The sequence below is a fragment of the Actinomadura keratinilytica genome, from assembly GCF_039539665.1.
GTDB classification, from domain to species: Bacteria; Actinomycetota; Actinomycetes; order Streptosporangiales; family Streptosporangiaceae; genus Spirillospora; species Spirillospora keratinilytica.
The window spans coordinates 13,928-38,600 of record NZ_BAABDO010000065.1; the positions used below are offsets into that span (position 1 = coordinate 13,928).

The 24,673-nt window shown below is 71.8% G+C and carries 22 protein-coding genes and 1 riboswitch; of the genes, 11 read left to right on the top strand and 11 right to left on the bottom strand.

Annotation, left to right across the window (positions count from 1 at the left end; genetic code table 11):
• Nucleotides 1-171 precede the first annotated feature (171 nt).
• From ABD879_RS20025 to ABD879_RS20050, 6 genes are all read left to right on the top strand, one after another.
• Complete coding sequence (locus tag ABD879_RS20025) at nt 172-648, top strand: DUF4282 domain-containing protein (protein WP_345023017.1); 477 nt, start codon at nt 172-174, stop codon at nt 646-648.
• Nucleotides 649-850: 202 nt separating this feature from the next.
• The gene (locus tag ABD879_RS20030) at nt 851-3,094 is read left to right on the top strand and encodes a protein kinase domain-containing protein (RefSeq protein WP_345023018.1); all 2,244 of its coding nucleotides are present in this window, start codon (nt 851-853) and stop codon (nt 3,092-3,094) included.
• Nucleotides 3,095-3,161: 67 nt separating this feature from the next.
• On the top strand, nt 3,162-4,310 hold the full coding sequence (locus tag ABD879_RS20035; RefSeq protein ID WP_345023019.1) for a response regulator receiver protein: 1,149 nt from the start codon (nt 3,162-3,164) through the stop codon (nt 4,308-4,310).
• A 95-nt stretch (nt 4,311-4,405) separates the two neighbouring features.
• Complete coding sequence (locus ABD879_RS20040; protein WP_345023020.1) at nt 4,406-6,307, top strand: AAA family ATPase; 1,902 nt, start codon at nt 4,406-4,408, stop codon at nt 6,305-6,307.
• Nucleotides 6,304-7,056 (top strand): 4Fe-4S single cluster domain-containing protein, encoded by a 753-nt coding sequence (locus ABD879_RS20045; protein WP_345023021.1) that lies wholly within the window; start codon nt 6,304-6,306, stop codon nt 7,054-7,056. The genes ABD879_RS20040 and ABD879_RS20045 overlap by 4 nt, the downstream gene beginning before the upstream one ends.
• The gene (locus ABD879_RS20050) at nt 7,053-8,189 is read left to right on the top strand and encodes an FHA domain-containing protein (RefSeq protein ID WP_345023022.1); all 1,137 of its coding nucleotides are present in this window, start codon (nt 7,053-7,055) and stop codon (nt 8,187-8,189) included. The genes ABD879_RS20045 and ABD879_RS20050 overlap by 4 nt, the downstream gene beginning before the upstream one ends.
• An 87-nt stretch (nt 8,190-8,276) precedes the next feature.
• Here the strand turns inward: ABD879_RS20050 and ABD879_RS20055 are convergent, their stop codons facing one another.
• The 4 genes from ABD879_RS20055 to typA all read right to left on the bottom strand — a co-directional run bounded on the left by ABD879_RS20055 (nt 8,277) and on the right by typA (nt 13,984).
• Nucleotides 8,277-9,560, bottom strand: a complete 1,284-nt coding sequence (locus tag ABD879_RS20055; RefSeq protein WP_345023023.1) for an extracellular solute-binding protein — start codon at nt 9,558-9,560, stop codon at nt 8,277-8,279.
• Nucleotides 9,557-10,507, bottom strand: coding sequence for a VWA domain-containing protein (locus tag ABD879_RS20060; protein ID WP_345023024.1), 951 nt, complete (start codon nt 10,505-10,507; stop codon nt 9,557-9,559). The genes ABD879_RS20055 and ABD879_RS20060 overlap by 4 nt, the downstream gene beginning before the upstream one ends.
• Nucleotides 10,508-10,509: 2 nt before the next feature.
• Nucleotides 10,510-11,361, bottom strand: coding sequence for a substrate-binding domain-containing protein (locus tag ABD879_RS20065; protein ID WP_345023025.1), 852 nt, complete (start codon nt 11,359-11,361; stop codon nt 10,510-10,512).
• 769 nt (nt 11,362-12,130) lie between these two features.
• Nucleotides 12,131-13,984, bottom strand: a complete 1,854-nt coding sequence (gene typA, locus ABD879_RS20070; RefSeq protein ID WP_345023026.1) for a translational GTPase TypA — start codon at nt 13,982-13,984, stop codon at nt 12,131-12,133.
• A 196-nt stretch (nt 13,985-14,180) separates the two neighbouring features.
• Nucleotides 14,181-14,367, top strand: a riboswitch (cyclic di-AMP (ydaO/yuaA leader).
• A gap of 40 nt (nt 14,368-14,407) precedes the next feature.
• On the opposite strand from typA, the gene ABD879_RS20075 reads away from it, so the two are divergent.
• Nucleotides 14,408-15,382 (top strand): C40 family peptidase, encoded by a 975-nt coding sequence (locus ABD879_RS20075; protein WP_345023027.1) that lies wholly within the window; start codon nt 14,408-14,410, stop codon nt 15,380-15,382.
• 27 nt (nt 15,383-15,409) lie between these two features.
• On the opposite strand, the gene ABD879_RS20080 is transcribed toward ABD879_RS20075, so the two are convergent.
• Together ABD879_RS20080 and ABD879_RS20085 are read right to left on the bottom strand one after the other, a co-directional pair.
• A complete protein-coding gene (locus ABD879_RS20080; RefSeq protein ID WP_345023028.1) occupies nt 15,410-15,958 on the bottom strand; it encodes a hypothetical protein in 549 nt (182 codons plus the stop codon).
• Nucleotides 15,955-16,371, bottom strand: a complete 417-nt coding sequence (locus ABD879_RS20085; RefSeq protein WP_345023029.1) for an ATP-binding protein — start codon at nt 16,369-16,371, stop codon at nt 15,955-15,957. Before ABD879_RS20085 ends, ABD879_RS20080 begins: the two co-directional genes overlap by 4 nt.
• Before the next feature lie 361 nt (nt 16,372-16,732).
• Between ABD879_RS20085 and ABD879_RS20090 the strand changes: the two genes are divergently transcribed.
• The 4 genes from ABD879_RS20090 (at nt 16,733) to ABD879_RS20105 (ending at nt 21,058) form a co-directional block, all read left to right on the top strand.
• Nucleotides 16,733-17,614: a helix-turn-helix domain-containing protein gene (locus tag ABD879_RS20090; protein ID WP_345023030.1), complete on the top strand. Its 882-nt coding sequence runs from the start codon at nt 16,733-16,735 to the stop codon at nt 17,612-17,614.
• The gene (locus tag ABD879_RS20095) at nt 17,611-17,796 is read left to right on the top strand and encodes a DUF397 domain-containing protein (RefSeq protein ID WP_345023031.1); all 186 of its coding nucleotides are present in this window, start codon (nt 17,611-17,613) and stop codon (nt 17,794-17,796) included. The genes ABD879_RS20090 and ABD879_RS20095 overlap by 4 nt, the downstream gene beginning before the upstream one ends.
• Nucleotides 17,797-17,919: 123 nt before the next feature.
• Nucleotides 17,920-18,195, top strand: a complete 276-nt coding sequence (locus ABD879_RS20100) for a DUF397 domain-containing protein (protein ID WP_345023032.1) — start codon at nt 17,920-17,922, stop codon at nt 18,193-18,195.
• 274 nt (nt 18,196-18,469) lie between these two features.
• Nucleotides 18,470-21,058 carry a HelD family protein gene (locus tag ABD879_RS20105; RefSeq protein ID WP_345023033.1) on the top strand — a complete coding sequence of 863 codons (2,589 nt, stop codon included), beginning with the start codon at nt 18,470-18,472 and terminating at the stop codon, nt 21,056-21,058.
• 84 nt (nt 21,059-21,142) lie between these two features.
• On the opposite strand, the gene ABD879_RS20110 is transcribed toward ABD879_RS20105, so the two are convergent.
• The 5 genes from ABD879_RS20110 to ABD879_RS20130 form a co-directional block, all read right to left on the bottom strand.
• Nucleotides 21,143-21,517, bottom strand: coding sequence for a (deoxy)nucleoside triphosphate pyrophosphohydrolase (locus tag ABD879_RS20110; protein ID WP_345023037.1), 375 nt, complete (start codon nt 21,515-21,517; stop codon nt 21,143-21,145).
• A gap of 29 nt (nt 21,518-21,546) precedes the next feature.
• Entirely contained in the window at nt 21,547-22,335 is a 789-nt protein-coding gene (locus ABD879_RS20115) for a Mut7-C RNAse domain-containing protein (RefSeq protein ID WP_345023038.1), read from the bottom strand.
• Between the two features lie 99 nt (nt 22,336-22,434).
• Entirely contained in the window at nt 22,435-23,490 is a 1,056-nt protein-coding gene (locus tag ABD879_RS20120) for a C40 family peptidase (RefSeq protein WP_345023034.1), read from the bottom strand.
• Nucleotides 23,487-24,125, bottom strand: a complete 639-nt coding sequence (locus ABD879_RS20125; RefSeq protein WP_345023035.1) for a hypothetical protein — start codon at nt 24,123-24,125, stop codon at nt 23,487-23,489. Before ABD879_RS20125 ends, ABD879_RS20120 begins: the two co-directional genes overlap by 4 nt.
• A complete protein-coding gene (locus ABD879_RS20130) occupies nt 24,126-24,338 on the bottom strand; it encodes a hypothetical protein (protein ID WP_345023036.1) in 213 nt (70 codons plus the stop codon). It abuts the gene before it with no gap.
• Nucleotides 24,339-24,673: the final 335 nt, after the last annotated feature.

Sequence of the window (24,673 nt, forward strand, 5' to 3'; positions counted from 1 at the left end):
GGACGGCCCCGGAGACGGTCACACCATTTTCCGCCGGGGCCGGGCGCGTTGCGGTGGGGAGACGGCGACGAGACGCACAAGAGGCGGTTCGGTGCCTCGGCGACTCGCCCCGCTCGGCCTAGAGTCTTCCTGTAGGCGGAGCCTTGGTGGACGATCCAGGAGTCGACGGCGATGACGAACCCTTCCGATCCCGGCCAGTACCAGCATCCTCCCGGGCCGCCGGGCGGTCCGTACATGCAGCAGCCCCAGCCGCAGCCGGCGTACGGCGCCATGCCCGGCGCACCGGGCGCCCCCGGCGCGGGGCAGGCGGCGTTCGGGCGGCCGGGCGGGATGGGCGGCGTCCCCGAGAACAAGGGCCTGTTCGGCGCGCTGTTCGACGCCAACTTCGACCACCTGGTGACGCCCAAGCTCATCAAGCTGTGCTACGTGCTGGCGCTGCTGCTGGTGACGCTGTCGGCGTTGATCGTGCTCGTCATCGGCGTGTGGGTCTTCCAGCTGCGCAACGGCTGGCTGCTGGGACTGCTGATCATGCTGTGCGCCCCGGTCATCTGGATCTTCGAGGCCGTCCTGGTGCGCATCTTCATGGAGGCGGTGGTGGTGCGGTTCAAGGGCGTCGAGCACCTGCGGGCCATCAAGGACAAGATCTGAACAGCCGGGTTAGGCTCACCAGGAGTCACGCGACATAGACGGGGCAGTTCAGGTGGCCGACTTCGAGCCTCAGGGGGGCGGCGGGGACGCTCCCCCACGCGAGACGCGGCGGGACCCCGGTGTCACACGGCGCGACGCGTACGTGCCGGGGCCGCGGCCCGCGCAGACCCGGCGGGACGGAACGGCGGCCGGCGATCCGCTGATGCGGCTGCCGGCGGTGCTGGCCGAACGGTTCGAGACGGTGGCCGAGCTTCCCGTGCAGGGCGCCGAGTCCGACCTGCTGCTGGTGCGGGACGCGCGGGGCGTCCAGTACGTGGTGAAGCTGTTCCGCCGCGGCTTCACCGCCGACCGCGACGTGTGGGCGAAGCTGCCCGAGCTGGACTCGCCGCACGTGGTGCGGGTCCTGGAGACCGGGCACGCCGAGGGACGCGACTACGAGATCACCGAGTACGCGCCCGCCGGCAACCTGCGCGCGCTGGCGGACGGGCCACTGCCGCCGGAGGCGGTCGCCGAGGTGGCCGCCCAGCTCGCCGACGGGCTGGCCGCGCTGCACCGGGCGGGCATCGTGCACCGCGACCTCAAACCGGAGAACGTGCTGGTGACCGGCACCGACCCGGTGCGGGTCGCGATCACCGACTTCGGGCTGAGCCGGGTCATCGAGCAGAGCGTGGTGTTCGCCTCGGCGTCGCGCACCCTGGCGTACGCGGCGCCCGAGTCGCTGTCGGGGCAGGTGTCCCCGGCGCGGGACTGGTGGTCGCTCGGCATGATCCTGCGCGAGCTGGCGACCGGGCGGCCGCCGTTCGCGGGGCTCAGCGAGACGGCGGTGATCGACCATCTGGCGACGCGTCCGGTCACGGCCGACGACGTGGCCGACCCCCGGCTGCGGCTGCTGTGCCGGGGGCTGCTCACCCGCGACCCGCGGCGGCGGTGGGGCGCCGAGCAGGTGGCGCAGTGGCTGGACGGGGCGTCGCCGCCGGTCGCCGAACCGGCGCGGCCCGTCCCCGAACCCGGGCCGGGCGTGCCGTTCGCCGGGCGCCGTTTCACCGACCGCGGCGAGTTCGCCCGCGCGCTGGTCGAGCGGTGGGACCAGGCCGCGCGCTACTTCTTCGGCGGCGGGCAGGAGGCGTTCCGCGTCCTGCGCGAGTGGCTGTCGGGCCTGCCGGACGACAGCCGCATCGAGCTGGTCGACGGGCCGTTGTCGTCCAGGCAGCCGCCCGACGTGAAGCTGCTGCACCTGGTGCGCTGGCTCGACCCGTCGCTGCCGCCGCACTATCTGGGACGGCGCGTCACCGCCGCCGACCTGGCGGGTTTTGCGGCGCTGGCCGGTGACGGGACGCATCCCGACCACCGCACCGCCTGCCTGCTGGGCCGGGACCTGTGGGAGCACCGGCTGCTGCACGTGCTGGCGGGCTTCGACGGCGCGCACGACCTGGCGCGCGTCGACGAGCAGTGGCGCGCGCACGTGTCCGCGTGGAACGACCTGGCGGGGTGGCTGCGCACCCAGAACGCGCTCCCGGCCGGGGCCCAGGCGCGGTTGCCGGATGCGGGGACAACGTCCGACACACGCGTGGCCGGCCCGCCCGTCCCTGCCGACGACCCGCCCGTGGTGCTGCTCACGTTGCTGGCCCTGGCCGTCCAGCCCGGGCGGACGCGTCAGGCGTTGAGCGATGCCGCCGCCCGCGCGCGCGCCGGTCTGCCCGAGCCGGTGCCGTGGCTGGAGTGGCTCGCCGACGGTGCGGGGGACGATCCGCTGCGGCTGCTCGCCGTGGCCCGTACCGCCCCCGAGGCCGTCCTGGAGCTGGAGGCCCGGTCCCGTGACGCCAGAGCGGCCGAGCAGCGGGCCCAGGCGCTGCGCGAGCGGTGGGCCGAACGAGAACGCCATCGTTTGGCCGGACGCAACAGCGCCGTGGCACGAGCCGTCGGCTGGACCCTGCCCCTGCTCGCCTTCTGGCTCCTGGGCAGCTGGGTCGTCGATGCGCTCTTCGGCGGGGAGCACACCGGTAAGCAGTCGATCTATCAGTCCCAGCGAGGTGCGAGCGTGCCGCTCGCTGCCTTTGTGGTGCTGTCCGCGGTCGCGTGGCTCGTGCAATGCGGCTGTGAGGTTCTGCTCGCTCGCGTGCAGGGACGCGACTACCTGCTCTACGGTCCCTGGTCCTGGCTGTCACGGGTCCTGGGGGCCGGCGGCCGCGGCCTGTCGAAGGCGTCGCAGGCTATGTCGGGCGCGGCGCGCCGTACGAGCGGGCGCGGACTCGGCGCGGTGCTGCTGGTCGGGATCGTCCCGCTTGCGCTGATTCTCCTGCTCCTGTCCGCGCTCACCCAGATGGCGAGCCTGCTGTGGTTGCTGCTGCTCATCGCCGGCCCGGCCGCGCACGCGGTGGCCGCGGGCGTCCGGTTGCACCGGTGGAGGCAGCGGCACGCGGAGGACGAGCGGAGGGCGCTGGCGTGACGCCCCACATCCACGGCCCCCGGCGCACGGCTGCGGGGGCGACGCAGCACGGCCCTGGAGGAGCATCATGAGCAGTGGTGTCGAGGCCGACATCGCGTTGGACGCGGCAGTGGTCCTGACCCTGGGCATGAACCGGGTGCTGGGCCGGGCCGCGGGCGTGGCCGGACGCGGCGCCGAGGCGCTGGCGGCGCTCGCCGCGGGCAAGGCGGAGGAGCGGGCGGCGGCCCTGGCCGAGGTGGAGGCGTACGAGCGCGCGCTGCGCAGGGTGCTGGAACGCAACGCGCGCATCGCCGCGCTGGCCGAGACGGCGGAGCGTCTCGGCGCCGACGTGGCGCTCCCCCGGCCCCTCCGACCGGCCGACCAGGACATCGCCGACCTGGACACGTGGTGCGCCGCGGCCGACACCGCCCTGGACGAGGCCGAGTCCCGCCTGTCGCGTCACCTGGCCGCCGAGATCGGCGAGCAGATCTTCCCGTCCGCCGCGTCGTCGCTGCGCACCGAACTGGGCCCCGCCGTCGGGCGTCCAACACAGGAGGAAGCACGACCGGCGCAGGCGGAGGCCGTCCGGCAGCGTCTCGAGCGGGTGGTGGCCCGCCTGCTGCCGGACGTCTCGGCCGAGGACCGCCGCGCGGTCGCCGAGGCGGCCGCGCTGCTGCCGGGCGCGTCCGGCGAGGAGGAGGCCGAGGGGGTGCTGACCGAGGTGCGGCTGCGGGTGCAGGCGGCCAACGGCCGCACGCGGCGGCGGCGGGAGGAGGAGCGGCGGCGCGCCGCCGAACGCGAGGCCGCCGAGCAGGCCGAGGCCGAGCGGCGCTACGTGCTCGACTCGATCACCGCGGCGTTCCAGGACCTGGGCTACGAGGTGCAGGCCGGGTTCGAGACGCTCACCGCCGACGGCGGCGAGGTCGTGCTGACCCGCGGGTCGTGGCCCGACCACGGCGTGCGGATGCGCGTGGACGACGCGGCGCAGATCCGCGCGGCCATGGTCCGCACCCGTCCCGCCGAGAGCGAGGACGACCGCAGGCTCGACGTCGAACGGGAACGGGAGTGGTGCGAGGCGTTCGAGGCCGCGCGGGCGCGGCTGGCCGACGCCGGCGTGCGTTCCGAGGTCACGTGGCGGTTGGAGCCGGGGGTGAAGGAGCTGCCCGTCACCGACCGGGCGCGGCGCACCGCGGCCCGTGCGGCGGCCCCGCGCGAACGCCGCCGGGAACTCGGGTGAACCCCCGGCATGCGGGACGCGGGACAATGGGGCGTGCATGACAGGGACGCCGGCGACCAGGACGCGGCCATGGCGGGCCGCGGGCGGAGCGAGGAATGACCACTGATTCACCCACCCTCGGCGGGCGGCTGCTGGGCTGGCCGCCGTTCATCCGCGAGCTGGACGCGACCCTGTCCGTGCACTCCCAGTACGTCCTGTCGGGCAATCTCTACGACAGCTTCCTGGCCCCGCCGCTGGAGGCCGACGGGCCGGGCCGGCTGCTGCCGCTGCGCGACCTGCTGTGGGAGTCGCTGCACTCCAGCGGCTACTCCTGCCTGGTGGTGTACGACCCGGTGGACGGCCTGCAGGTGCACCCCGACACCGGGGACGAGGTCGGCGACGCGGCGGCGGAGGCGGCCGAGCGGCTGCTGGGCAAGCTGAAGGGCGAGCAGAAGCCGTCGCTGGAGGGGCTGACCAGGCATCTGGCGGCGGTGGCCCGCCCGTCGGACGACGTGCGCGCCGCGGTGCTGATCGACTCGGCGTCCCGGATCGCCCGCAGCCCCACCGACCTGGAGCCCGCCGAACGCGACTTCTTCCGGTTCTGCGCCAAGCTGTCGCGCACCGCGCGGCCGGTGCGGGTGGTGGGGCCCCGGCCCAAGCCGCTGTACAACCCGGTCATCTGGCTGGTGGAGCGGCCCGGCGACCTGCCGCCGTGGCTGACCGCCGACAACGACAACATCCGCGAGATCACCATTCCGCGGCCGCACCTGGGCGACCGGCAGGAGACGGCGCGGCTGCTGGCCCGCGCGTTCGGGATCAGCGATGTGGACGCCGACCAGGCCGCGGCCGAGGCGTGCGACGCGTTCGCCGAGCAGGCCGACGGGCTGACCCTGCAGTCGATGATCGAGGTGACCCGGCTGGCCAAGGAGCGCAACGTCCAGCTGGCCGACCTGCCCGACGCGGTGCGCACCTACAAGCTGGGCGTGCTGGACAACCCGTGGAACCGCGGCCATCTGCGCCGCCGGGTGCTGGAGGGCGAGCGCCGCGTCCCCGAGCGGGTGATCGGGCAGCCGCAGGCCGTCACCAAGACGCTGGACATCCTCAAGCGGGCCGTGCTGGGCCTGTCGGGCGCGCAGGCCACCCGGTCGGGCAGCCGCCCGCGCGGGGTGCTGTTCTTCGCCGGTCCCACCGGCACCGGCAAGACCGAGCTGGCCAAGGCCATCACCGAGCTGGTGTTCGGGGACGAGTCGGCCTACCTGCGCTTCGACATGAGCGAGTTCTCCGGGGAGGGCTCGGGCGACCGGCTGATCGGCTCGCCGCCCGGGTACGTCGGCCACGAGGCGGGCGGGGAGCTGACCAACGCGGTGCGCGAGGACCCGTTCCGGGTCATCCTGTTCGACGAGATCGAGAAGGCGCACCCGCGGATCCTGGACAAGTTCCTGCAGATCCTGGAGGACGGCCGGCTGACCGACGGGCGCGGCAACACCGTCCACTTCTCCGAGTCGATCCTCATCTTCACCTCGAACCTGGGCATGTTCGTGCGCGGTTCGGAGGTCGGTCCGGACGGCGCGCCGGTCCGCGTGCGCAACATCACACCCGGCATGTCCTACGACGAGGTGGAGCGGCGCATCAAGGCCGCCGTCGCCGAGCACTTCACCGAGGTGCTGAACCGGCCCGAGCTGCTCAACCGGTTCGGCGACAACATCGTGGTGTTCGACTTCATCGGCTCGGAGGCCGCCGACAAGATCTTCGACCTGCAGTTCGCCAACATCTGCCGCCGCGTCACCGAGGAGCACCGGCTGGTGCTGGCGGTCAAGGGCGACGTGCTGGAGACGCTGCGCGAGTGGTGCACCGGCGACCTGGACCACGGCGGCCGCGGCATCGGCATGAAGCTGGAGTCGTTCTTCGTCAATCCGCTGGCCCGCGCCCTGTTCGACCGGGACCTCACCCCCGACGAGCGGATCACCGTGACCGGCATCCGCCGCGAGGGCAGCATCGTCCACCTGGACCTGCAGTGACCGGTCCGTCCGCGGACGAGCCGTCCGCGAGCGAGCAGACGCTGCTGCTGGCCAAGGCGCACTATCCTGTCACCACGCTCGGGCCGGGCGTGCGGGCGGGCATCTGGACGCAGGGGTGCACGCTGCACTGCCCGGGCTGCCTGTCGCGGGACACGTGGGAGGCCGACCCGGGCAAGGCCGTGCCGGTCGCGGCCGTGCTGGGCTGGCTGCGGTCGCTGCCGCGGCCGCTGGACGGCGTCACCGTCTCCGGTGGCGAGCCGTTCCAGCAGCCGGAGGCGCTGGCCGCACTGCTCCGGGGCATCCGCGCGTGGCAGGACGGTTCCGAACATGAGACGATTCCGGTGGACATACTCGTCTACAGCGGATATGTCTACTCTCGGCTTTTGCGTTCGGCGCGGACGAGCGAGATCCTTGGGTTGTGCGACGCGGTCATCACCGGACCGTACGTCGACCGGCTCAATCCGGGGGGGCGACACTCCCCGGACGGCTCTCTACTCTGGAGGGGGTCGTCCAACCAGCGCATCGTCCCGCTGTCCCCGCTGGGGCACGAGCGGTACGGAGCTCTGGCCGACGGCTCCCAGCAGACCGGTCGCGAGGCAGCGCCCCGAGTCCAGGTGTCGGTGGACGAGGGGCCGGAGGGAAGGCGGGTGTTCTACATCGGGATCCCGCGGAGGGGTGACATGGAGCACCTCACAACGAGGCTCGAACGTGCCGGCGTACGTGCGGGGGAAGTGTCATGGCGACCTTGAACTGTCCTGTCTGTGACGAGCCCTACCAGCAGGGTGATCTCGTCTGCATGAGCTGCGGTGCCAACCTGGCCCGCAGCGGCGGTGCTCGTCGCCCCGGTGCCGGGTACCCGCCGCCCCAGCAGGGCGCCCCGCAGTACCCGCACCAGCAGCCGTACGAGCCGCAGGGCCCCGGGCAGCCCCAGCACCAGGTCCCGCCGTACCAGCAGCCGGATCCCGGCCAGTACGACCCGGGGCAGTACGACCCGAGCCGGTACCAGCCGTCGGGCGGCCAGCCGCAGCACCAGGCGCCGTCGCCCTACCAGTCGACGCCGCAGCCCCAGTCCCCGGCCGCCCCGCAGGACCCGTGGGCCCAGCAGCGTCCGGAGCCGTGGAACCAGCCCGCGCAGCCGCCCGCGCCGTCCCAGCCGCACACGCCCCAGCACCAGCCGCCGGGCGGCCACCAGGGCGGCCTGAGCGGCGGCCAGCAGGTGCCCGACAACGCCTGGGGGCAGCCCACGCCGCAGATGCCTGAGCACCAGTGGGGGGCGCCCCAGCCGCAGGCGCCGACCGGGCACGGCCCGGCCCCGCAGCCGCACGCCCCGGCGGAGCACCAGTACGCCCCGCCGTCGCACCAGCCGGACCCGCGCGCCCCGATGCCGCCGACGTACGGCCGCGAGGCGACGCTGCTGCCGCCCGAGCATCAGCAGGCCCAGGCCCGCCCGGACTCCACTGCGCTCATGTGCCCCTACTGCGAGGCGGTGCTGACCAACCCGGGCGCGGCGCAGTGTGACTCGTGCCTGCGGCCGCTGCCGTCCCAGGGGCAGGGGCAGGGGCAGGGGCAGGGCGCGCCGGTGCTGCGCGTCCAGTTCCCCAGCGGCGAGATCAAGGTGTCGGTGGGCCAGCACCTGGTGCTGGGACGCGACGCGGGCCAGTCCCCCGTCGCCTCCACCTTCACCCAGTTCGACAACGTGTCGCGGCGCCACTCGACGGTGTGGCTGGACCCGTCGGGCACCGCCTGGGTGCGCGACGAGGGCTCCACCAACGGCACCTTCGTCAACGGCGAGCGCCTGCCGCGCGGCGTGGAGGCCCCCCTGCGCGACGGCGACCAGCTCCGCCTCGCCGCCGACGTCACCGGCACCGTGACCCTCAAGTAGCAGGCGACGAACGCGAACGGGCGGCCCTCGCGCGCGGGAGGGCCGCCCGTTCGCGTCCGCGATGATCTGCGGCGCGCGGCCTTCCCGCTACCCGGACAAGCCTCGCAGTTCTCGGCGCAGCGCCGCGAAGTCGAGGTCCACGTCGCTGGACAGCGCGCGGAAGACATGGCGCCGGAGAGTGCGGCTGTATTGCGAATACCACGTCTTCTGCGGCCGTAGGCGCGCATGGCGCATGGCGTCCTTCACCGCCGCAGCAAAGCCGCCGAGATCCGGCGGGGGCGGGGGCGCGTCCTCGCTGTTCCCTCCTTCGTCCGGGCAGGCCCTCTTGTCGTAGGACGACGTGCGTACCGGAGGATACCCGGCGCAGGTGAAAAGCTCGTCCTGCTGATCGGAGCGCGCCATATTGTTGATGAATTCCTTGGCAGCCTCTTTCTTATCGGAGTACCGGACCACGCCTAGATAGTGGCCGCCGAGAACACTGGGCCATGGCAGTGCGACGAACGCCATCCTGTCCCTGAGAGCGCGATCGCCGAACAGTTGGTGGTAGGCGTAGGGCCAGTTGCGCATGAACACGGCCCTCCCCTCCCGGAACGCCTTGATGCTCCGTTGCTCGTCGGTGTCCCGGAGGATGGAGGAGTTCCGCACGGAGTGCACGATGTTGCGGATCGCGTTCTCCGCGTTGCCGTCGATCTCGAGCGGGTCACCGCCGTTCGACCAGATCGCCTCGAGGATGTTGACGGTGAGCCCTTCGTAGTCGGCGAACTGCCCGACGAAGCCGACGCCGCCGTCAACCCCCAAGTCCCTTTTGTACTCCGCGCCGCGTGCGACGGCCTCCATGAAAGTCTGCGGGAGCGGGTCGTCTCCCACCAGATCCTTACGGTAGAACAGCAGGGCGGCGTCCGCGGCGAACGGGACAGTGTACTGCTCGCCCCTGTACTGCCCGCCCTTCAGAACCCCGGGAAAGAACCCGTGGGGATCTTCCAGATCGTTTTCCGGGAAGGGGTCGAAGTAGTTCGACGCCGCCACCTCGGCGGTCCAGGCGACGTCTACGGCGACCACGTCGAACGCCCGGCTCCGCGTCGAGGCCAACGCCACGACCTCGGCGCGGACGTTGTCCGTGGCGCCCGGCATCTCGGTCAGCAAGACCCGCTTATCGGAGTTGTTCGTGTTCCACCGGCGGACGATCTCGCGCCGCCGCTCGCCCTGGCTGATCTCCTCCCCCATGAGCAGCTCGATGTTCTTCCCCGAACTGCCGCCGTCGCCATAAGTGCGCCGCTCGTTGGCGAGGAAGCCGCCGATGCCGGCGGCCGCGCCCACAACGCCGACGAGCATCGCCTTCCGGCGGGAGATACCGATCCGTTCGGTCGTCATCTCTGAGCACCTTCGATTCTCAGCGAGCGCAGCAGCCTGCCGACGATCTGGTCATCGGAGTCGTTCGCCGCGTCGACACACCGGTCCCGCAGCGGCTGCAGATCGGCCTCGGCGCACTGCTCCACCCCCACCGCGAGGATCCGCAGGCCTGCCCCACCCTTGGTCGCCTGTTTCACGTCCTCGGCCGTCCGGTCGGCGTAGCGGCTTCCGCTCGGCAGCCAGTCGTCGCCATCGGTCACGACCACGATGACGGCGTCCTGGACAGGGGCCGTCTGCTGCGCGGCCAAGACGGTGCCCGCGAACACGGGCGACGACCCCCGTGCGCGATTGAGCCCGGCCAGCTTGTCCTGCACCGCCCTGAGCTGATCCTCCCGCACCGGGCTCAGTTGTTGCACTTCCCTGGCCTGGGCGCCGTCCCCCGGGAACGACCACAGCCCCACCATGTCCCTGTCACCGAGCCGGTCCAGTGCCTCCCTGATGAGCCTGCGCCCGCGGTCCAGGCTGGTCCCGTTCCTCACGTGCTGCTTCCCCATGGAGTTGGAGGTGTCCAGGAGGAAGACGACGCTGACCCGCTTGCGGTACCCGAAGTAGGAGTCCAGGGTGCTGTCGAAGTCGGCCGCCCGAGGTCCCGGCAGAGACCTGTCCCCCGCTTCCTCGAACCCGTTCTGCGGGAGGTTGTCGCGCAGCCAATCCCGGAACCGGTCGATCGCGGTGTCTCGTTTCCGGTTGCTCTGCCCCCGCCAGTGCACACGCAGCAACGGATGGTCCAGCGCCGGAACGTCCGATGCCGAAATCAGCTCATAGGCGTTGCCCTTGGAAGGTCTGCGGCAGCCTGCCGCACCGAGCTGTCCCGCGTTGTAAGCGGCGACGACATACTGCGGCACGACCAGCGCGATGGGGGTGGCGCCGTCACCGGCGGCGCACAGGGCGGCCGGCGCGCTGTCCAAAGTCAGATCGGCGGAGGCGTGACCGCCGCTTCCTGAGCGCGGGGATCGCTCTGCCGGTACAGCGCCTGCGTCGCCAGCAGGGCTCCCTCCGACCGCTCCGGATCGGGCCGCGCGACGGTCAAGCCGACGGCATTGGCCGCCTTCACCAGGTCGGTGAGGCGGTGCTTCCGAGAATCCGACTTGATCCGCTCCGCGTAGGGGGCCGGAACGGCCAAGCCGATCCGTGACACGGCCAGCGGCCCCTCCGAGCTCAGGGTCACTTCCGACGACCCGGGCTCCAGGTCCTCCAGCTGCGCAGACGACCCCAGTACCAGCACATCCGGGTGCGGTCCGAGAATCAGCGGATCGCTGAGCGAATCCGGTCGCCATGGCGGGTTCTTTTCCAGCGAGGATTCGATCTCTTCGAAACTCGGCGCCGAATAGACCGTCACCTCGACGGCGCAGCCTTTCCTGCGCTGCTCGGCCATGAACCGGTCGGCCTGGGCCTGCAGCGCGAGCTGCAGGTCGGCCCCGCTGAGAACGCGCAGGGTCTGCGGCGGATCGCACCAGTCGCGGGTGGCGAACCACCGCGTACCGTGCCAGCCTGCCAGCGCGGTAGCGGCCAGCACGGCGGCACCGACGAGAACGCGCAGAACCGGTCGGAGGAACGACAGCGACGGCTTGTGCACCACTCGACGCAGTAGGGCGACAGCTCCTCTGGCGATCCGCAACGCGACATCCCCGAGGAAAACAAAGGTCATCACGACCAGCACGAAGAGGAAGGCGAGCGCCTGCACCCATTCGGGGAACCTGTCGATTGCCTCGCGGATGCCGTTCCGGTATTTCTGGAACGCGTCGGCGATCTCCCGCCGCACTGCGGAGGGGTGGGATGGGGGCATGGTGCAGACCTCCGCGATCAGCCGTATGCCGGGTGCCGTTTTCGCTGTTCAGCGATTTCCGGGCGGCCCCTGCGCGCACCGATCCGCGATGCCCGCCCCCTTCTCGGCTCCCCGATCGCGAAGCGGGCTTCGTCGCACCGTTGCGGAGGCGACGGCGGGATTGCAATGCGTCGGCGCTCGTCCTCGTGCGACGCACAGCGGGTCCCCCGCCGCAGATTTCAAGATCATCCGGATTGTCGGATGATCATATGTCGCCATAGAGCGAATATAGCGCTTTGCGCAACGGGAGTCCCCTGCGAAGAGCGGCCGGTAAAGGTCTTCTCCGCGCCCCGACCGGCGTGTCCCCCTGGTCGTCTCGCCGGTCAAGTCCGGCGGGCGCAACTCGGCCGGAGCAGCGCGGACGCGCTCGACAACGCGCCGGACGTCCTGCTCGTACACGACGGCCCCGGGCCGCTCACCGGTCTGGCGGAACCCGACCGCACTGCGGGGACACGTCGGCCATCCGTGCTGCGTCGGCCTCGCCGCGCAGAAGGGCACCGATGTGCGAACGCAGGCCGGCGTCCTGCCACCGCCGCACCGGTACAGATCTCCCGCCGGGTGCAGCCGCACCGTCATGCCGTGTCAACACGCATGCGAGCTGCGTCAAAGGCGCACGCACCCCGCCCACTCGCAGGGGGGCGTGGGCCAGGGTGGAGCCGGGCTCCGGTACGCCACGCGGCAGGTCTGACCGGCGCGGCGGCGCGGGTCAGGCGTTGCGCTTGGTGCGGGCGCGGATGCGTTCGCGCTCCTTGGCGTCCAGGACGACCTTGCGCAGGCGCACGGCGGACGGGGTGACCTCGACGCACTCGTCCTCGCGGATGAACTCCAGGGCCTGCTCCAGGCTCAGCGGGCGCGGGGGCGTCAGCGTCTCCGTCGCCTCGGCGGTGGACGAGCGGATGTTGGTCTTCTGCTTCTCCTTGCAGATGTTGACGTCCATGTCATCGGCGCGGGAGTTCTCACCGACGATCATGCCCTCGTAGACCTCGGTGCCCGGGCCGACGAAGAAGGTGCCGCGCTCCTGCAGGTTGATGAGGGCGTAGGCGGTGGCGGCGCCGGAGCGGTCGGCGACCAGCGAGCCGGTGGGGCGGGTGCGCAGCTCGCCGAACCACGGCTCGTAGCCCTCGAAGACGTGGTGGGCGATGCCGGTGCCGCGGGTCTCGGTGAGGAACTCGGTGCGGAACCCGATCAGGCCGCGCGCCGGGACCAGGAACTCCAGCCGGATCCAGCCGGTGCCGTGGTTGGTCATCTGCTCCATGCGGCCCTTGCGGACGGCCAGCAGCTGGGTGACGGCGCCCAGGTGCTCCTCGGGGATGTCGACGGTGAGCCGCTCGACGGGCTCGTGCTTCTTGCCGTCGATCTCCTTGGCGACGACCTGGGGCTTGCCGACGGTCAGCTCATAGCCCTCGCGGCGCATGTTCTCCACCAGGATGGCCAGGGCCAGCTCGCCGCGGCCCTGCACCTCCCAGGCGTCGGGGCGGTCGGTGGGCAGCACCCGGATGGACACGTTGCCGACCAGCTCGCGGTCCAGGCGGTCCTTGACCAGCCGGGCGGTGACCTTGGTGCCCTTCTCCCGGCCGGCCAGCGGCCCGGTGTTGGTGCCGATCGTCATGGAGATCGCGGGCTCGTCCACGGTGATCAGCGGCAGCGGGCGCGGGTCGTCCGGGTCGGCGATGGTCTCGCCGATCATGATGTCGGGGATGCCGGCGATGGCGATGATGTCGCCGGGCCCGGCCTCCTCGGCGGGCTTGCGCTCCAGCGCCTCGGTCATCAGCAGCTCGCTGACCCGCACCCGCTCGACGCTGCCGTCGCGGCGGCACCAGGCGACCTGCTGGCCCTTCTTGATGGTGCCTGCGTGCACCCGGCACAGCGCGATGCGGCCGAGGTAGCTGGAGGCGTCCAGGTTGGTGACGTGCGCCTGCAGCGGGCTGTCGGGGTCGTAGGACGGCGCCGGCACGGTGTCCCTGATCACCTGGAAGAGCGGTTCCAGGTCGGGCGAGTCGGGCAGCTCGCCGTTGCCGGGGGCCTGCAGGGACGCCCGGCCGGCGCGGCCGGAGGCGTAGACGATGGGGAACTCGATCTGCTCGTCGTCGGCGCCGAGGTCCATGAACAGCTCGTAGGTCTCGTCGACGACCTCGGCGATGCGGGCGTCCGGCCGGTCGGTCTTGTTGATCACCAGGATGACCGGCAGCCGGGCCTCCAGGGCCTTGCGCAGCACGAACCGGGTCTGCGGCAGCGGGCCCTCGCTGGCGTCCACCAGCAGCACCACCCCGTCCACCATGGACAGGCCGCGCTCGACCTCGCCGCCGAAGTCGGCGTGGCCGGGGGTGTCGATGATGTTGATGGTGAGCCCGCCGTGCCGGACGGCGGTGTTCTTGGCCAGGATCGTGATGCCCTTCTCCCGCTCCAGGGCGTCGGAGTCCAGCACGCGCTCGTTGACGTCCTGGTTCGCGCGGAACGCCCCGGACTGCCAGAGCATGGCGTCGACCAGCGTCGTCTTGCCGTGGTCGACGTGGGCGACGATCGCGACGTTCCGGAGGTCGTCGCGGGTGGAGATGGGCATGCGCTTCTCGCTCTGGTGAAGGTGCAGGGAGTCGCCGCGGAGCCGCGGCCGTCTGCGATTCTACTTGCCGGTCCGTACCGCCCCGGCGAACCGCGCAGCCCTTTATCCCATATGCCCTGGTTGCCGGGTTTTGCGGTTTATTTGTACTCTCTCCGGACCCGGCCGTCTCGGAGCCCGCCGGACCACTGCGCGGGCTGCGGCCGGACCGCCGAATCCCCTCGCGGGGAGCCGGGGAACCACATCCCGGGGCGCCGCCGCCCCCGGGACTCGGGGTGAATCGACGCAGGTCGCACCGTCACCGCGGTGACGCGCGCCCGCGTCGTAGGGCGAACTCCCGGCCCGAACCCGTCAGCTAACCCGGTAGGCGGATGAGGAGAGGAGTGCACGACCTTGCCCCCCGGTCACCGTCCACGGCGTGTCGCCGTGTCCGCCCTCACCGCGGCCGCCGCGGCCTCCGTCGCCCTCGGCTGGGCCGTCGCCCCCGCCGCCGCGACCGCCCCGCCCGCCGCGCCGCGCCTCGCCGACCCCGGCCGCCCCAGCGAGAGCGAACTGCGCAAGCAGCTGGACGCGCTGAACACCGAAGCCGAGAAGCTCACCGAGCAGTACAACAAGACGCGCGTCGAACTGGGCAGGGCCCGGCGCGCCGAACGCGCCGCCGCCCGGACCGCCGCCGCGCTGGAGCGGCAGGCCGCCCCCGCCCGCGCCCAGCTCGGCAAGCTCGCCGCCGCCAACTACATGAGCGGCGGCCCCGACACGCTGTTCTTCTCCTCCGGCGACGCCAGGACCCTGTCGGCGTCGGCCTACCTGGTGCAGAACCAGACCGCCGCGCTGGGACGCCTGCAGGCGCAGATCGACCGGGCCGACCAGGCGAAGCGCGAGGCCGCCGCGAAGACGGCGCAGGTGCAGCGCGCCGCCGCCCAGGCGCAGACCGCCCGCAGCGCCGCCAAGGCCAAGGTCGAGGAGGTCGAAAAGCGGCTCGACAAGCTCACCACGACCAAGGCCAGGGACCCCCGGACCGGCCTGACGGCCACCATCAAGGGCTCCGGGCTGCCCGCCAAGATGGCGCGCAAGGCCTACTCCAAGCTCGGCAGCCCGTACGTGTGGGCCGCGGCCGGCCCGAACAGCTTCGACTGCTCGGGCCTGGTGGTGTGGGCGTACGCGCAGGTCGGCAAGAAGGGCCTGCCGCACTACACCGGCGCCCTCTACGAGCTGGGCCGCAAGGTCGACCGCAGCGAACTGCGCTCGGGCGACCTGGTCTACTTCGGCAGCGACCTGCACCACATGGGGATCTACCTGAGCGGCGGCAAGTACCTGCACGCCCCGCAGACCGGCGACGTCGTCAAGATCTCCAAGCTGTCGGACCGCTCCGACTACGCGGGCGCCAACCGCATCTCCTGACCCGGCGCGGGACGGGGAGCCGACGGCCTACGGCGCGCCGCGCAGGTAATGGCGGTAGCGCTCGACCAATTCGGCGGTGGGCAGGTCCGGCCAGCGGGTGAGCGCCCCGGTGGCCCGGTCGACGACCAGCAGGCCGTTGCCGCCGGGGACGGGCCGGGCGACGAATCCCTCGGCGAACTCCTCGATGACCAGCGGCACCCCGCGCGACCCCAGGTACGCGTCCGCCCGCCGCCACGCCTCCGCGCGGTCCACGGCCGCCGGACGGACCGCATATGCTGCGAAGACGTCCGCGATGGCCTTGAGCGTCGAGCAGGCGGACGTGCCGCAGGCCCGGCAGACCTCGTGGCCGTACGGGTCCGTGCCCGGCCGGTGCCTGTCCAGGACGGCGCTCAGCCCGGCCGCGCAGCCGAGTGTCAGCCGCCGCGCCTCGCGCACGAAGGTGCGGGTCTGCCAGTCCGCCCGGCCGTCGCCCGCGACCGTGTGGATCGCGCGGACGTCGGCCCGCATCGCGATCAGCATCACCGAGTCGACCCGGTCCTGGAGCCTGCCGTGCTGAGCCGCCAGTCCGCCGTTCACGCGGCCTTCTCCTCGGTGAAGACTGCGGTCACGGTGCGGCCCTCGGCGTTGCCGTGCCAGCCCCAGGTGTCGGCCAGCAGGGCGAGGGTCCGCAGGCCGCGCCCGGTCTCGGCCCACTCGGACGCGTCCGCCGGGACGGGCACGCCCGGGCCGCCCTGGTCGGCGACCGACACCGCGACCTGGCCGTCGCACCGCAGGACTTCGACGGTGAACGAGCCGCCGTCCTGGCCGGACCTGGTGTGGCGGAGCGCGTTGGCCGCCAGCTCGTCCGCGGCCAGTAGGACGTCGTCCAGGTATGGGCAGCCGTCGAGCAGGCAGGCGACGAACCTGCGTGCACGGGCGACCTGTTCGAGACCGCCGGGGAAGACACGGCGCCAGTGCAGCGGAGCGGCGCCGGTCGCGGGGATCGCCATCAGGGGCATGGGACACCTCGGATGCTGAAGGAGCCTGACGGAGCGTCGGGGATTCACCCTCCGCCTCCCGCACATCGTCACAACGCGTGGCCGTCCGAGCACGAACTATCGGCGACTGCGGCCGGTCGGCGCCTCGATTGGCACGATCCCGCACCGTTAATTCCGCCTCATGCCCGTGCCGTGCTCGCACTGCACGTACGCGCACGTGCAGCCCGCGCACGTGCGAATTCCGGCCCGTGATGCGAAAAGAGTTGCGGAACCGGGGCGCACGACCGCAACCGGCCATTACATTGCGTGATGCCGATCGGCCGCAGAAAGTTAGCGATCCGCACGCTGTGTCATCACACGGAGGGAGACGGCCATGCCGAGCCCCTATGTCCGTCGCCGCCGACTCGCGGCCGAACTGCGCAAGCTCCGCGAGGAGCGCGGCATGACCGCCGAGGAACTCGGCCAGGTCCTGTTCCACTCCCGCACCAAGATCACCCGACTGGAAAACGCCCAGGTCCGCCCGAACCTCAACGACATCGTGGACCTCCTCGAACGGCTCGACGTCACCGGCGCCCGATACGACAAGATCTTTCGCCTGGCCCGCGATGCCGCCGCGAAGGGCTGGTGGGACCGCTTCGGGAACTCCATGGGCCCCCGCCAGCGCCTCGCCGCCGATCTGGAATCCGGCGCGGAAACCATCCGCAGCTACGACCAGACCAGCATCCCGGGAGTCCTACAAACCCCGGAGTTCATCACCGCCATAGTCGAACTGGATCAATGCCAGGGACCGCTCGAATACCGTCCGGATCGCATGGCCGACGCTCGCCTGCGGCGTCAGCAGGAGCTCCTACGCAAGGACGGCCCCAGCTACGAGGCCATACTGGACGAGTATGTGCTTCATCGCCTGGCCGTCCCACCGAAGGTGATGGCTGCCCAGCTCAAGCACATGCTTCAGGTGGTGTCCGAGCACGAACGGCTCACCCTTCACCTGCTGCCGTACAACGCTCGCATCCTTGGCGGCCTGCTCCCCAAGTCATCGTTCTTCCTGTACACCTTCCCCGAGCCAGGCGACACACCGCTGGCCGTGGTCGACACCGTCACCTCTGACCTCCTGGTCACCAAACGACGTGAGGTCATGCGGTATATGGGGGTGTACAACCGTCTTCGGGAGGCTGCCTTGTCCCCCGAGGCCAGTCTCACCTATCTCGAACAGGCAGCCGACCGACTGACCGACGCGGCAGGATCGGGAGTATGACCAGGCACTACAGCAACTGGCGCAAATCAAGCCACAGCGATCCGAACGGCCACTGCGTCGAAGTGGCTCGGGCCTCGGACGGCACCATCGGCGTCCAAGACTCCAAGAATCCAGGCCCCCACCTGGAACTGACCCCCAACGAATGGCGCGCTCTCCTCAGCAGACTTCGCACACGCCACTGACACCACCCCGAACCGGCCTTGAGGTGAACACACTGCCCTCAAGGCCGGTTCACGTTTACACACAAGCCAACCCACCCTTCCTCGCCCAGCCGACTGACACACCAACCCGCCAGAATCAGAGTCATGACCAAGAACTACATCAGCTGGTACAAATCAAGCCACAGTGCCCCGACCGGCGAGTGTGTAGAGGTAGCCTGCGCCACCGACGGAACCATCGGCATCCAAGACTCCAAGGCCCCGGGCAACATTCTGGAGCTGCCCCCAAGTGGCGAAACCTCCTCAACACACTCCGCACACGCCACTGACACCACCCCAACCGGTCTTGAGATCAACACACTGACCTCAATGCCGGTTCGCCTTCACGCAATTTCGGGACGCCCGCGGCGTCCTCCCGGATGACGGACCGTCCGCGCGGTCCACTGTACGGTCGGACCGCAGACGGCACCCCGTACGCCACGGCACCTGAATGGCCCGTATGCCGGATTCGCCCCTTCACAGCACGCACACCCGGTGCCCCGGGAAGCTCCACGCCCATCCCCTGGAGACGCCACCGGCGTCGACCGGGTCCGCACCCTCGAATGATCACAGTAAGAAAGATCATCCCGAGTCGGATGGATTGTCGTACTGCGTGGTTATAGTTCTGCCCCCGCCATCGGCGAACGAGGGGAGCGAGATGGTCGATCGGGCGGCGGTCATCGCTGCGGAGCAGCGGGCGGTGGACTACGCCTACACGTGTCACGAACGGCGGTTCCGCGAGAACCGCGAGAAACTCAAGCCGAATCGGACGACCGATTCCCACGCCGGAACCGCCTTCATCCCGGAAGCGGCGCCGGAGGTACCGCACGAGGACGACCTCGGCGGAGAGGCACTGGTCGTGGCGCGGGTCGACGTCGTCGAAGACGACGCGGAGCGCACCTGGTACATCGGCCGACGGCTGGTACGCGACGCGGACTTCGAACCGGTGGTCATCAACTGGCAGAGCCCGCAGGCCAAGGAATGGCTGCTCCGGCCGCCGAACCAGGCGGGCGAGGTGACGCTGCGCCGCAGGCTCCGCTGTGACGGCCGGACCGTCCGCGACTACCAGGACGAGATCGGCACCGAGCCGGTCAAGCCCGAGCGGCTCCGCGACTTCCTGTTGGAAGACCTGGAGCGGGCCCGCGACGGCACGATGCGCGACATCGTCGAGACGATCCAGCGGGAGCAGCTCCTGCTGGTGTCGGACACCCCCCGGGGGGTCATGGTCGTGCAGGGCGGGCCGGGCACCGGCAAGACCGCGGTCGGGCTGCACCGCATCTCCTGGCTGCTGTACAACAGGCACTTCAGGACCCAGGACGTCCTCGTCGTCGGCCCGCACCGGCGCTTCCTGACCTACGTCCGCGACGTCCTGCCCCGCCTCGGCACACGCGGCGTCGTCCCCGTCGAGACGAGCCGCCTGTGGGACAAGCCGCGGGGCAGCGACCCGCTGCCCGCCCGGGCGGTGAAGGCGGGCGCGCGGATGGCCGCGGTGCTGGAGCGGGCCGTCCGCAATCTCGGCGGTGCCCGGGCCCTGGCCAGGATCGCCCGCGACGGCAATTTCGGGTTCGACTTCGAGGGCTCCGTCATCTCGCTCCCGCGCACGGAACTCGAAAGCCTCCTGAACGCCGAGGACGCACCCGGCCCCTATCTGGCGAGGCGTCGCTCGTTCGGCACCCAGGTGGTCAACCGCCTGGCGAAGGCGGCCGCGGAAGCCCGGCCCGGCCGCCCGGACCCGAGGATCCGCGCGAGGATCGAACGGCATCCGCAGGTCGTGCGGCTGATGAACGTCCTGTGGCCGAACATGAGCCCGGAGGCCGTGCTGCGCAGGCTCCTCGACGACCCGGACACCCTGCGGGCGGCCGCCGACGGCGTGCTCACCGACGAAGAGCAGCGGGCCATCCACCGTCCCCAGGCCGCGCGCATGGCGGACGAACCGTGGTCCCTCGAAGACCTGGTCTGCCTGGAGGAACTGCGCTTCCTGATCAGCGGGGAGGGGCCGCAGCGGTACCGGCACATCGTGGTCGACGAGGCCCAGGACCTGACGCCGATGCAGGCACGCGCGCTGGCGCGACGCTGCCCGAGCGGCTCCATGACCATCCTCGGCGACCTCGCCCAGACCACCGGCGTCCACCGGTACGCCGACTGGGCGGAGCTGGCCGGCCTGCTCAGCGGCGAGGACGGCTGGCACCTGGAAGAGCTGACCATCGGGTACCGCGTCCCCCGCGAGGTGATGGAGTTCGCGCAGCCGCTGGGAGCGGCGGTCTCATCGGACACCGCCGCGCCGCGTTCGATCCGGCCGGGCGGGGACGGCGTCCTGCGGATCGCCGCCACCGACCACGCCGAACGGGTCGCCGACGCCGTGGCGCGCGCCTTCGACATCATCGGGAAGGAGGCGGACCCGCGGCGGTCCGTCACGCTGATCGTGCCGGACGCGTTGACCGAGCAGGTCCGGCAGGCCGTTTCGGCCGTCGGCGGCAAGCGCCTCCCGCTGGTGATCGCCGCGCCGGACGCCAAGGGGCTGGAGTTCGACCACGTGGTCGTCGTCGAACCGGCGATGATCGCCCAGCAGGAGCCCTCGGGGCTCGGTCAGCTCTACGTCGCCATCACCCGCTGCACCCAGTCGCTGACCATCGTGCACGCGGACCCGATTCCGCACGAGCTGATCCCGTCCACCGCCGCCCCCGAGCAATCCGCCGCACCTGAGGGATCGGCCGCACCTGAGGAAGCCGCCGCCGCACCTGAGGAAGTCGAGGAAGACACCGTGACGTCCGCACCCGCCGCCGACGCCGCCGACCAGGCGGCGGCCGATCACACCGCCGGATTCCAGCCGTTCATCTCCGCGTTGGAGCAGAGCGTGCGCGAAGAGCGGCGCTGCCACGTGCACGAGGAGATCCGATTCTCCCTGCTCGCCGAGCTGCACCGGGCGCGGCTCACCCCGGTCTCCCACTCGCCGACCGCCGACATCCTGTGCGAGGGGCCTGCGGGCACGGTCCTCTACGAGGTCCTCGGCGAGGGCGAGACCAGCTATGCGCGCCTGCGCGAGGCGGTGCTGAGGATCATGGAAGTCCAGTACGCCGAGGGGCGGCCCGCCGACCAGCGGTTCCTCGTCCTGCCCGATGCGCCCGCCGACCCCTGGGTAGTGGACGTGCTGTCGGAGGCGTTCGACGTCTCCGTGATCTGGCGGACGGCGGACGGATGGGACGGGCAGCGGGTGGACGTGGCGCTCGGCGGCCCCGGCAAAGACTGATTCGCGCCGCCGCCGGGCTCAGCCTACGGCCCGCTGACCGCTCCACCGGGTCGTAGGCCCCCGCCCATCCCGGGAACGCATTTGTCAGCGCAGGTGGGGGCGGATCGCCTCGACGACCGGGAGGTCGCCGGGCAGCCACGCCACGTCGTACAGCTCGTCGGGGCCCAGCCAGCGCAGCGCCAGATGCTCCAGCGGCTCCGGGCGGCCCTCGATCAGTTCCGCCGTCCACACCCGCAGCACGCTCCCCGAGCCGAGCGCGAGCGGCCAGTCGCCGCCGATCCGGTCGATGAGCGCGATCTTGACGCCCAGTTCCTCGTGACACTCGCGGACCAGGGCGTCCTGATCCGACTCGCCCGGATCGACCTTGCCGCCGGGGAACTCCCAGCCGCCGGCCAGCTCCGGAGGCTCGCCGCGCTGGGCGGCCAGCAGCCGTCCCCCGGCGATGATCGCCGCCCCCACCACCACGTTGATCGTGACCAGCCCCTCTCTCAGGACGCGGCGCTGTCCACGCCGCCCGCCCCCGGTCCCGGTGCGCCGGGCGAGGAGGCCGGACGGGCGGCGCGGGCCGCCGCGACCGTGCGCGCGGCCTCCTGGACGATCTTCTCCAGGTGCCCGCCGTGCGCCCCGCGCCAGTAGACCTGGCCGCACTCGGTGCACCGACCGTACACGTCGTAACTGCGCCGCGTCCCGTCCGCCAGCTCGGGCGCGACCTCTTCTTTGCCAACGGGGACCAGCGGCCCGTTGCAGGCGGTGCAGCGCGTCCACGGCGACAAGGGCGGCGCGAACCGGTCGAGCAGGTCGCGCAGCTGGTCGTCGGGGCGGGCGCCGCGCACGTACGCGCCGAACCACAGGGCCCGCCGGCGCAGCAGGCCGCGGTCCTGGGTGAGCAGCACCCGCCGCTCCTCGTTGGCCTGCACGACCAGGGCCGGGTCGTCCATGTCGTTGTGATAGGCGGTGTCCAGGCCGAGCAGCCGCATCCGCCGCGCCAGCGTGCCCAGGTGCACGTCCAGCAGGAACCGCGGCGCGTCCTGGCCGGGCTCCAGCGGCACCGGTTGGGGGCGCGGCACCGGCGCGACCTCGACCCGCTCGCCCGGCGACGGCTGGTGCGACGGTCCGACCCGGACGCCGTCGGCCGTCAGCGCACCGACCTCGGGCAGCGGAACACCGAGGGCCTCCACCAGGTGCCCCAGCGTCGAGGTTCCGTCGCAGGCCACCGCCTGCTCCTCCCGTCTGCGCGCGGCGGGCAGGAACAGCAGCAGCTCGGGGGCGACGCGCATCCGGATCTCGGGTGTCTCTGGCTCCACGCGGCCAGCATGCCACGCGAAGGCGCCGGTCCCACCCGAATAATCGGCGGTGATCACGTAACGGGCCGCGGGTCAGCCGGAGGCGTCGGAGTCCAGCTGGGCGAGCTGCTTCTTCAGGCTGTCGGTGGCCAGGGGGCGGGTGGTGCCGACCCAGTCGCCGCGCTTGTAGGACTTGACGCCGATGTTGGGCACGCAGGTGGAGCAGCTCGCCACGATCATCTTGCCGTTGCCGATGACCATGCCGACGTGGCCGGGGTTGTTCGGGCTGGTGCCCGGGCCGGAGTTGAAGAACACCAGGTCGCCGGGCTGCTCTTTGCCCTTGGGGATGCGCACGCCGAACGGCCACTGCTCGAAGGTGGTGCGCGGGATCCGCAGGCCCACCGAGCGGTAGGCGCCCTGCATCAGGCTGGAGCAGTCCCACGCGTCGGGGCCGTTGGCGCCGAAGATGTACCGCTTGCCGCGCTGCGCCATGGCGAAGGCGATGATGCGCTGCACCAGGCCGTCGATGCCGGCGGGCAGCTCGTTGTCGTCGCATTCGACGCCGTTGGACTGCACGACCTCGAAGTCGCCGGCCGCGTAGCGCTTGGCCCAGCTCAGCACGAGGTTCACGTAGTCCCAGGAGTGGTTGTACATGAAGATGGCGGTGCGCATGCGCTGCGGGGCGCCGTTGTGCTTGAGGTAGCGGGCCGCGGACGGGATGGCGTCGGCGGGGTCGTAGCGGTCCTTCTTCTTGTCGCCGTTGCCGTCGACGCCGAACTCGCGGAACGTGGCGGCCAGGAACTGCATCGGGCCGCCCGCGCCCGCGTAGTTCTCGCCGCTGGTCACGCCCGGCAGCCGGGAGGTGCCGTGGTTGGTCTCGACCTTCCCGATCCCGGCCAGGACGTTCCACGGGATGCCGTAGTCCTCGCCCGCCTTCTTGTAGAGCGCCAGGTAGTCCGCGGGGATGGAGCGGGCGTCGGACGCCTCGGCGGGCTGCGCGCCGGCCTGGGAGGTGTCGACGCAGCCCGCGGTGCCCCCGCCGAACAGGAACTGGGTCGACCCGAACAGCACCGGGACGACCATCAGCGTCGCGAAGAGCATGCCGACCGCGCCGAACGCCGTGGCCAGCAGGACGGTACGACGGTTCATCCGGTGTCACCCGCCTGTCCCTCGTCGGCGGGCGCGACCGCGTAGACGCGCATCGCTCCCCCGTCGCGCGCCACGGTCACCGCCCACTGCCGGCTGTTCTCGCTCTTCTGCCCCCCGCGGGTGACCTGCTGTTTGCCGGTCACCAGGAAGATGATCGAGTTGTCTTCGATGTCGCGGACCCGGTCGAGCGTGGCGGTGCACTCGGCGACCTCCTGCCGGCGGCGCCGCTCCTCCAGCTGCCCGGGGGAGCTCTCGCCGCGCACCAGCTCGGTCAGCAGGTCATCGGTGACCAGGCCGGACAGCCGCTGCGCGTACGTCTGCGGGCCCTCGTCGTATCGGTACGTCCCGTGCGCGGCGACGAACCGCTGCGCCACATCGGCGGCGGTGGCGAACTCGCGCTGGGAGAACGGCAGCAGCCGGTAGATGTCGAAGGAGTTCGGGTCCACCGCCGAGGAGATCCCGGGCGGCGGGGAGGCGGGCCCCGTCGCGCTCGGCACGGCCGCCGCCGAGCGGCCGCCCGTCTCCTTCTCCCCGTCGCCGTCGGGCGCGGCCACCGTCAGGTACACCCCGATCACGGCGAGGACCACCACCAGGCCGGCGAACAGGAACCTGCGCTGACGGTCGGACAGGTTCATCTACTCGTCCCGCTGCCGTTCGCGTTCCACCGGACGGAGCCAGAACGGCATGGGCGGGCCCTCCTCCCGGCCGCGGCGCGCCCACAGCGGCGGAGGCTGCGGCCTGCCGCCATTACCAGAGGCGCTGCCCGAACCGCCGCTGGAGCCGCCGGAGCCGTCGGCGGAACGCGGCCTGGGCACACCGGCCGCGGCGTCACGCGGCCGACGCGACACGCTCGCACCACCGCCCGAACCGGAACCGCCGGAGCCCGAGCCGCCGCCCGCCCGGGCACGGCCGCCGCCGCTCGACGCTCCCCCGGACGAACGTCCGCCGCCCGAGGAACCGCCGTTGGAACGGCCGCCACCGGCGAACCAGCCGCCGCCGGACGAACCGCCGGATGAGCCGTTGCCTCCTGAGGACGCCGCGTCACCGGCCGCGACGGCGCCGCCCCGGCCCGTCCACGAGGTGGGACGCGCCGTTCCCGTTCCGCCGCCCGGCGACGCGCCACCGCCACCGCTGCCGCTGCCGCCGTTGGCGGACGGCGCGGCGCCGCCGCCGGAGCCTTCGC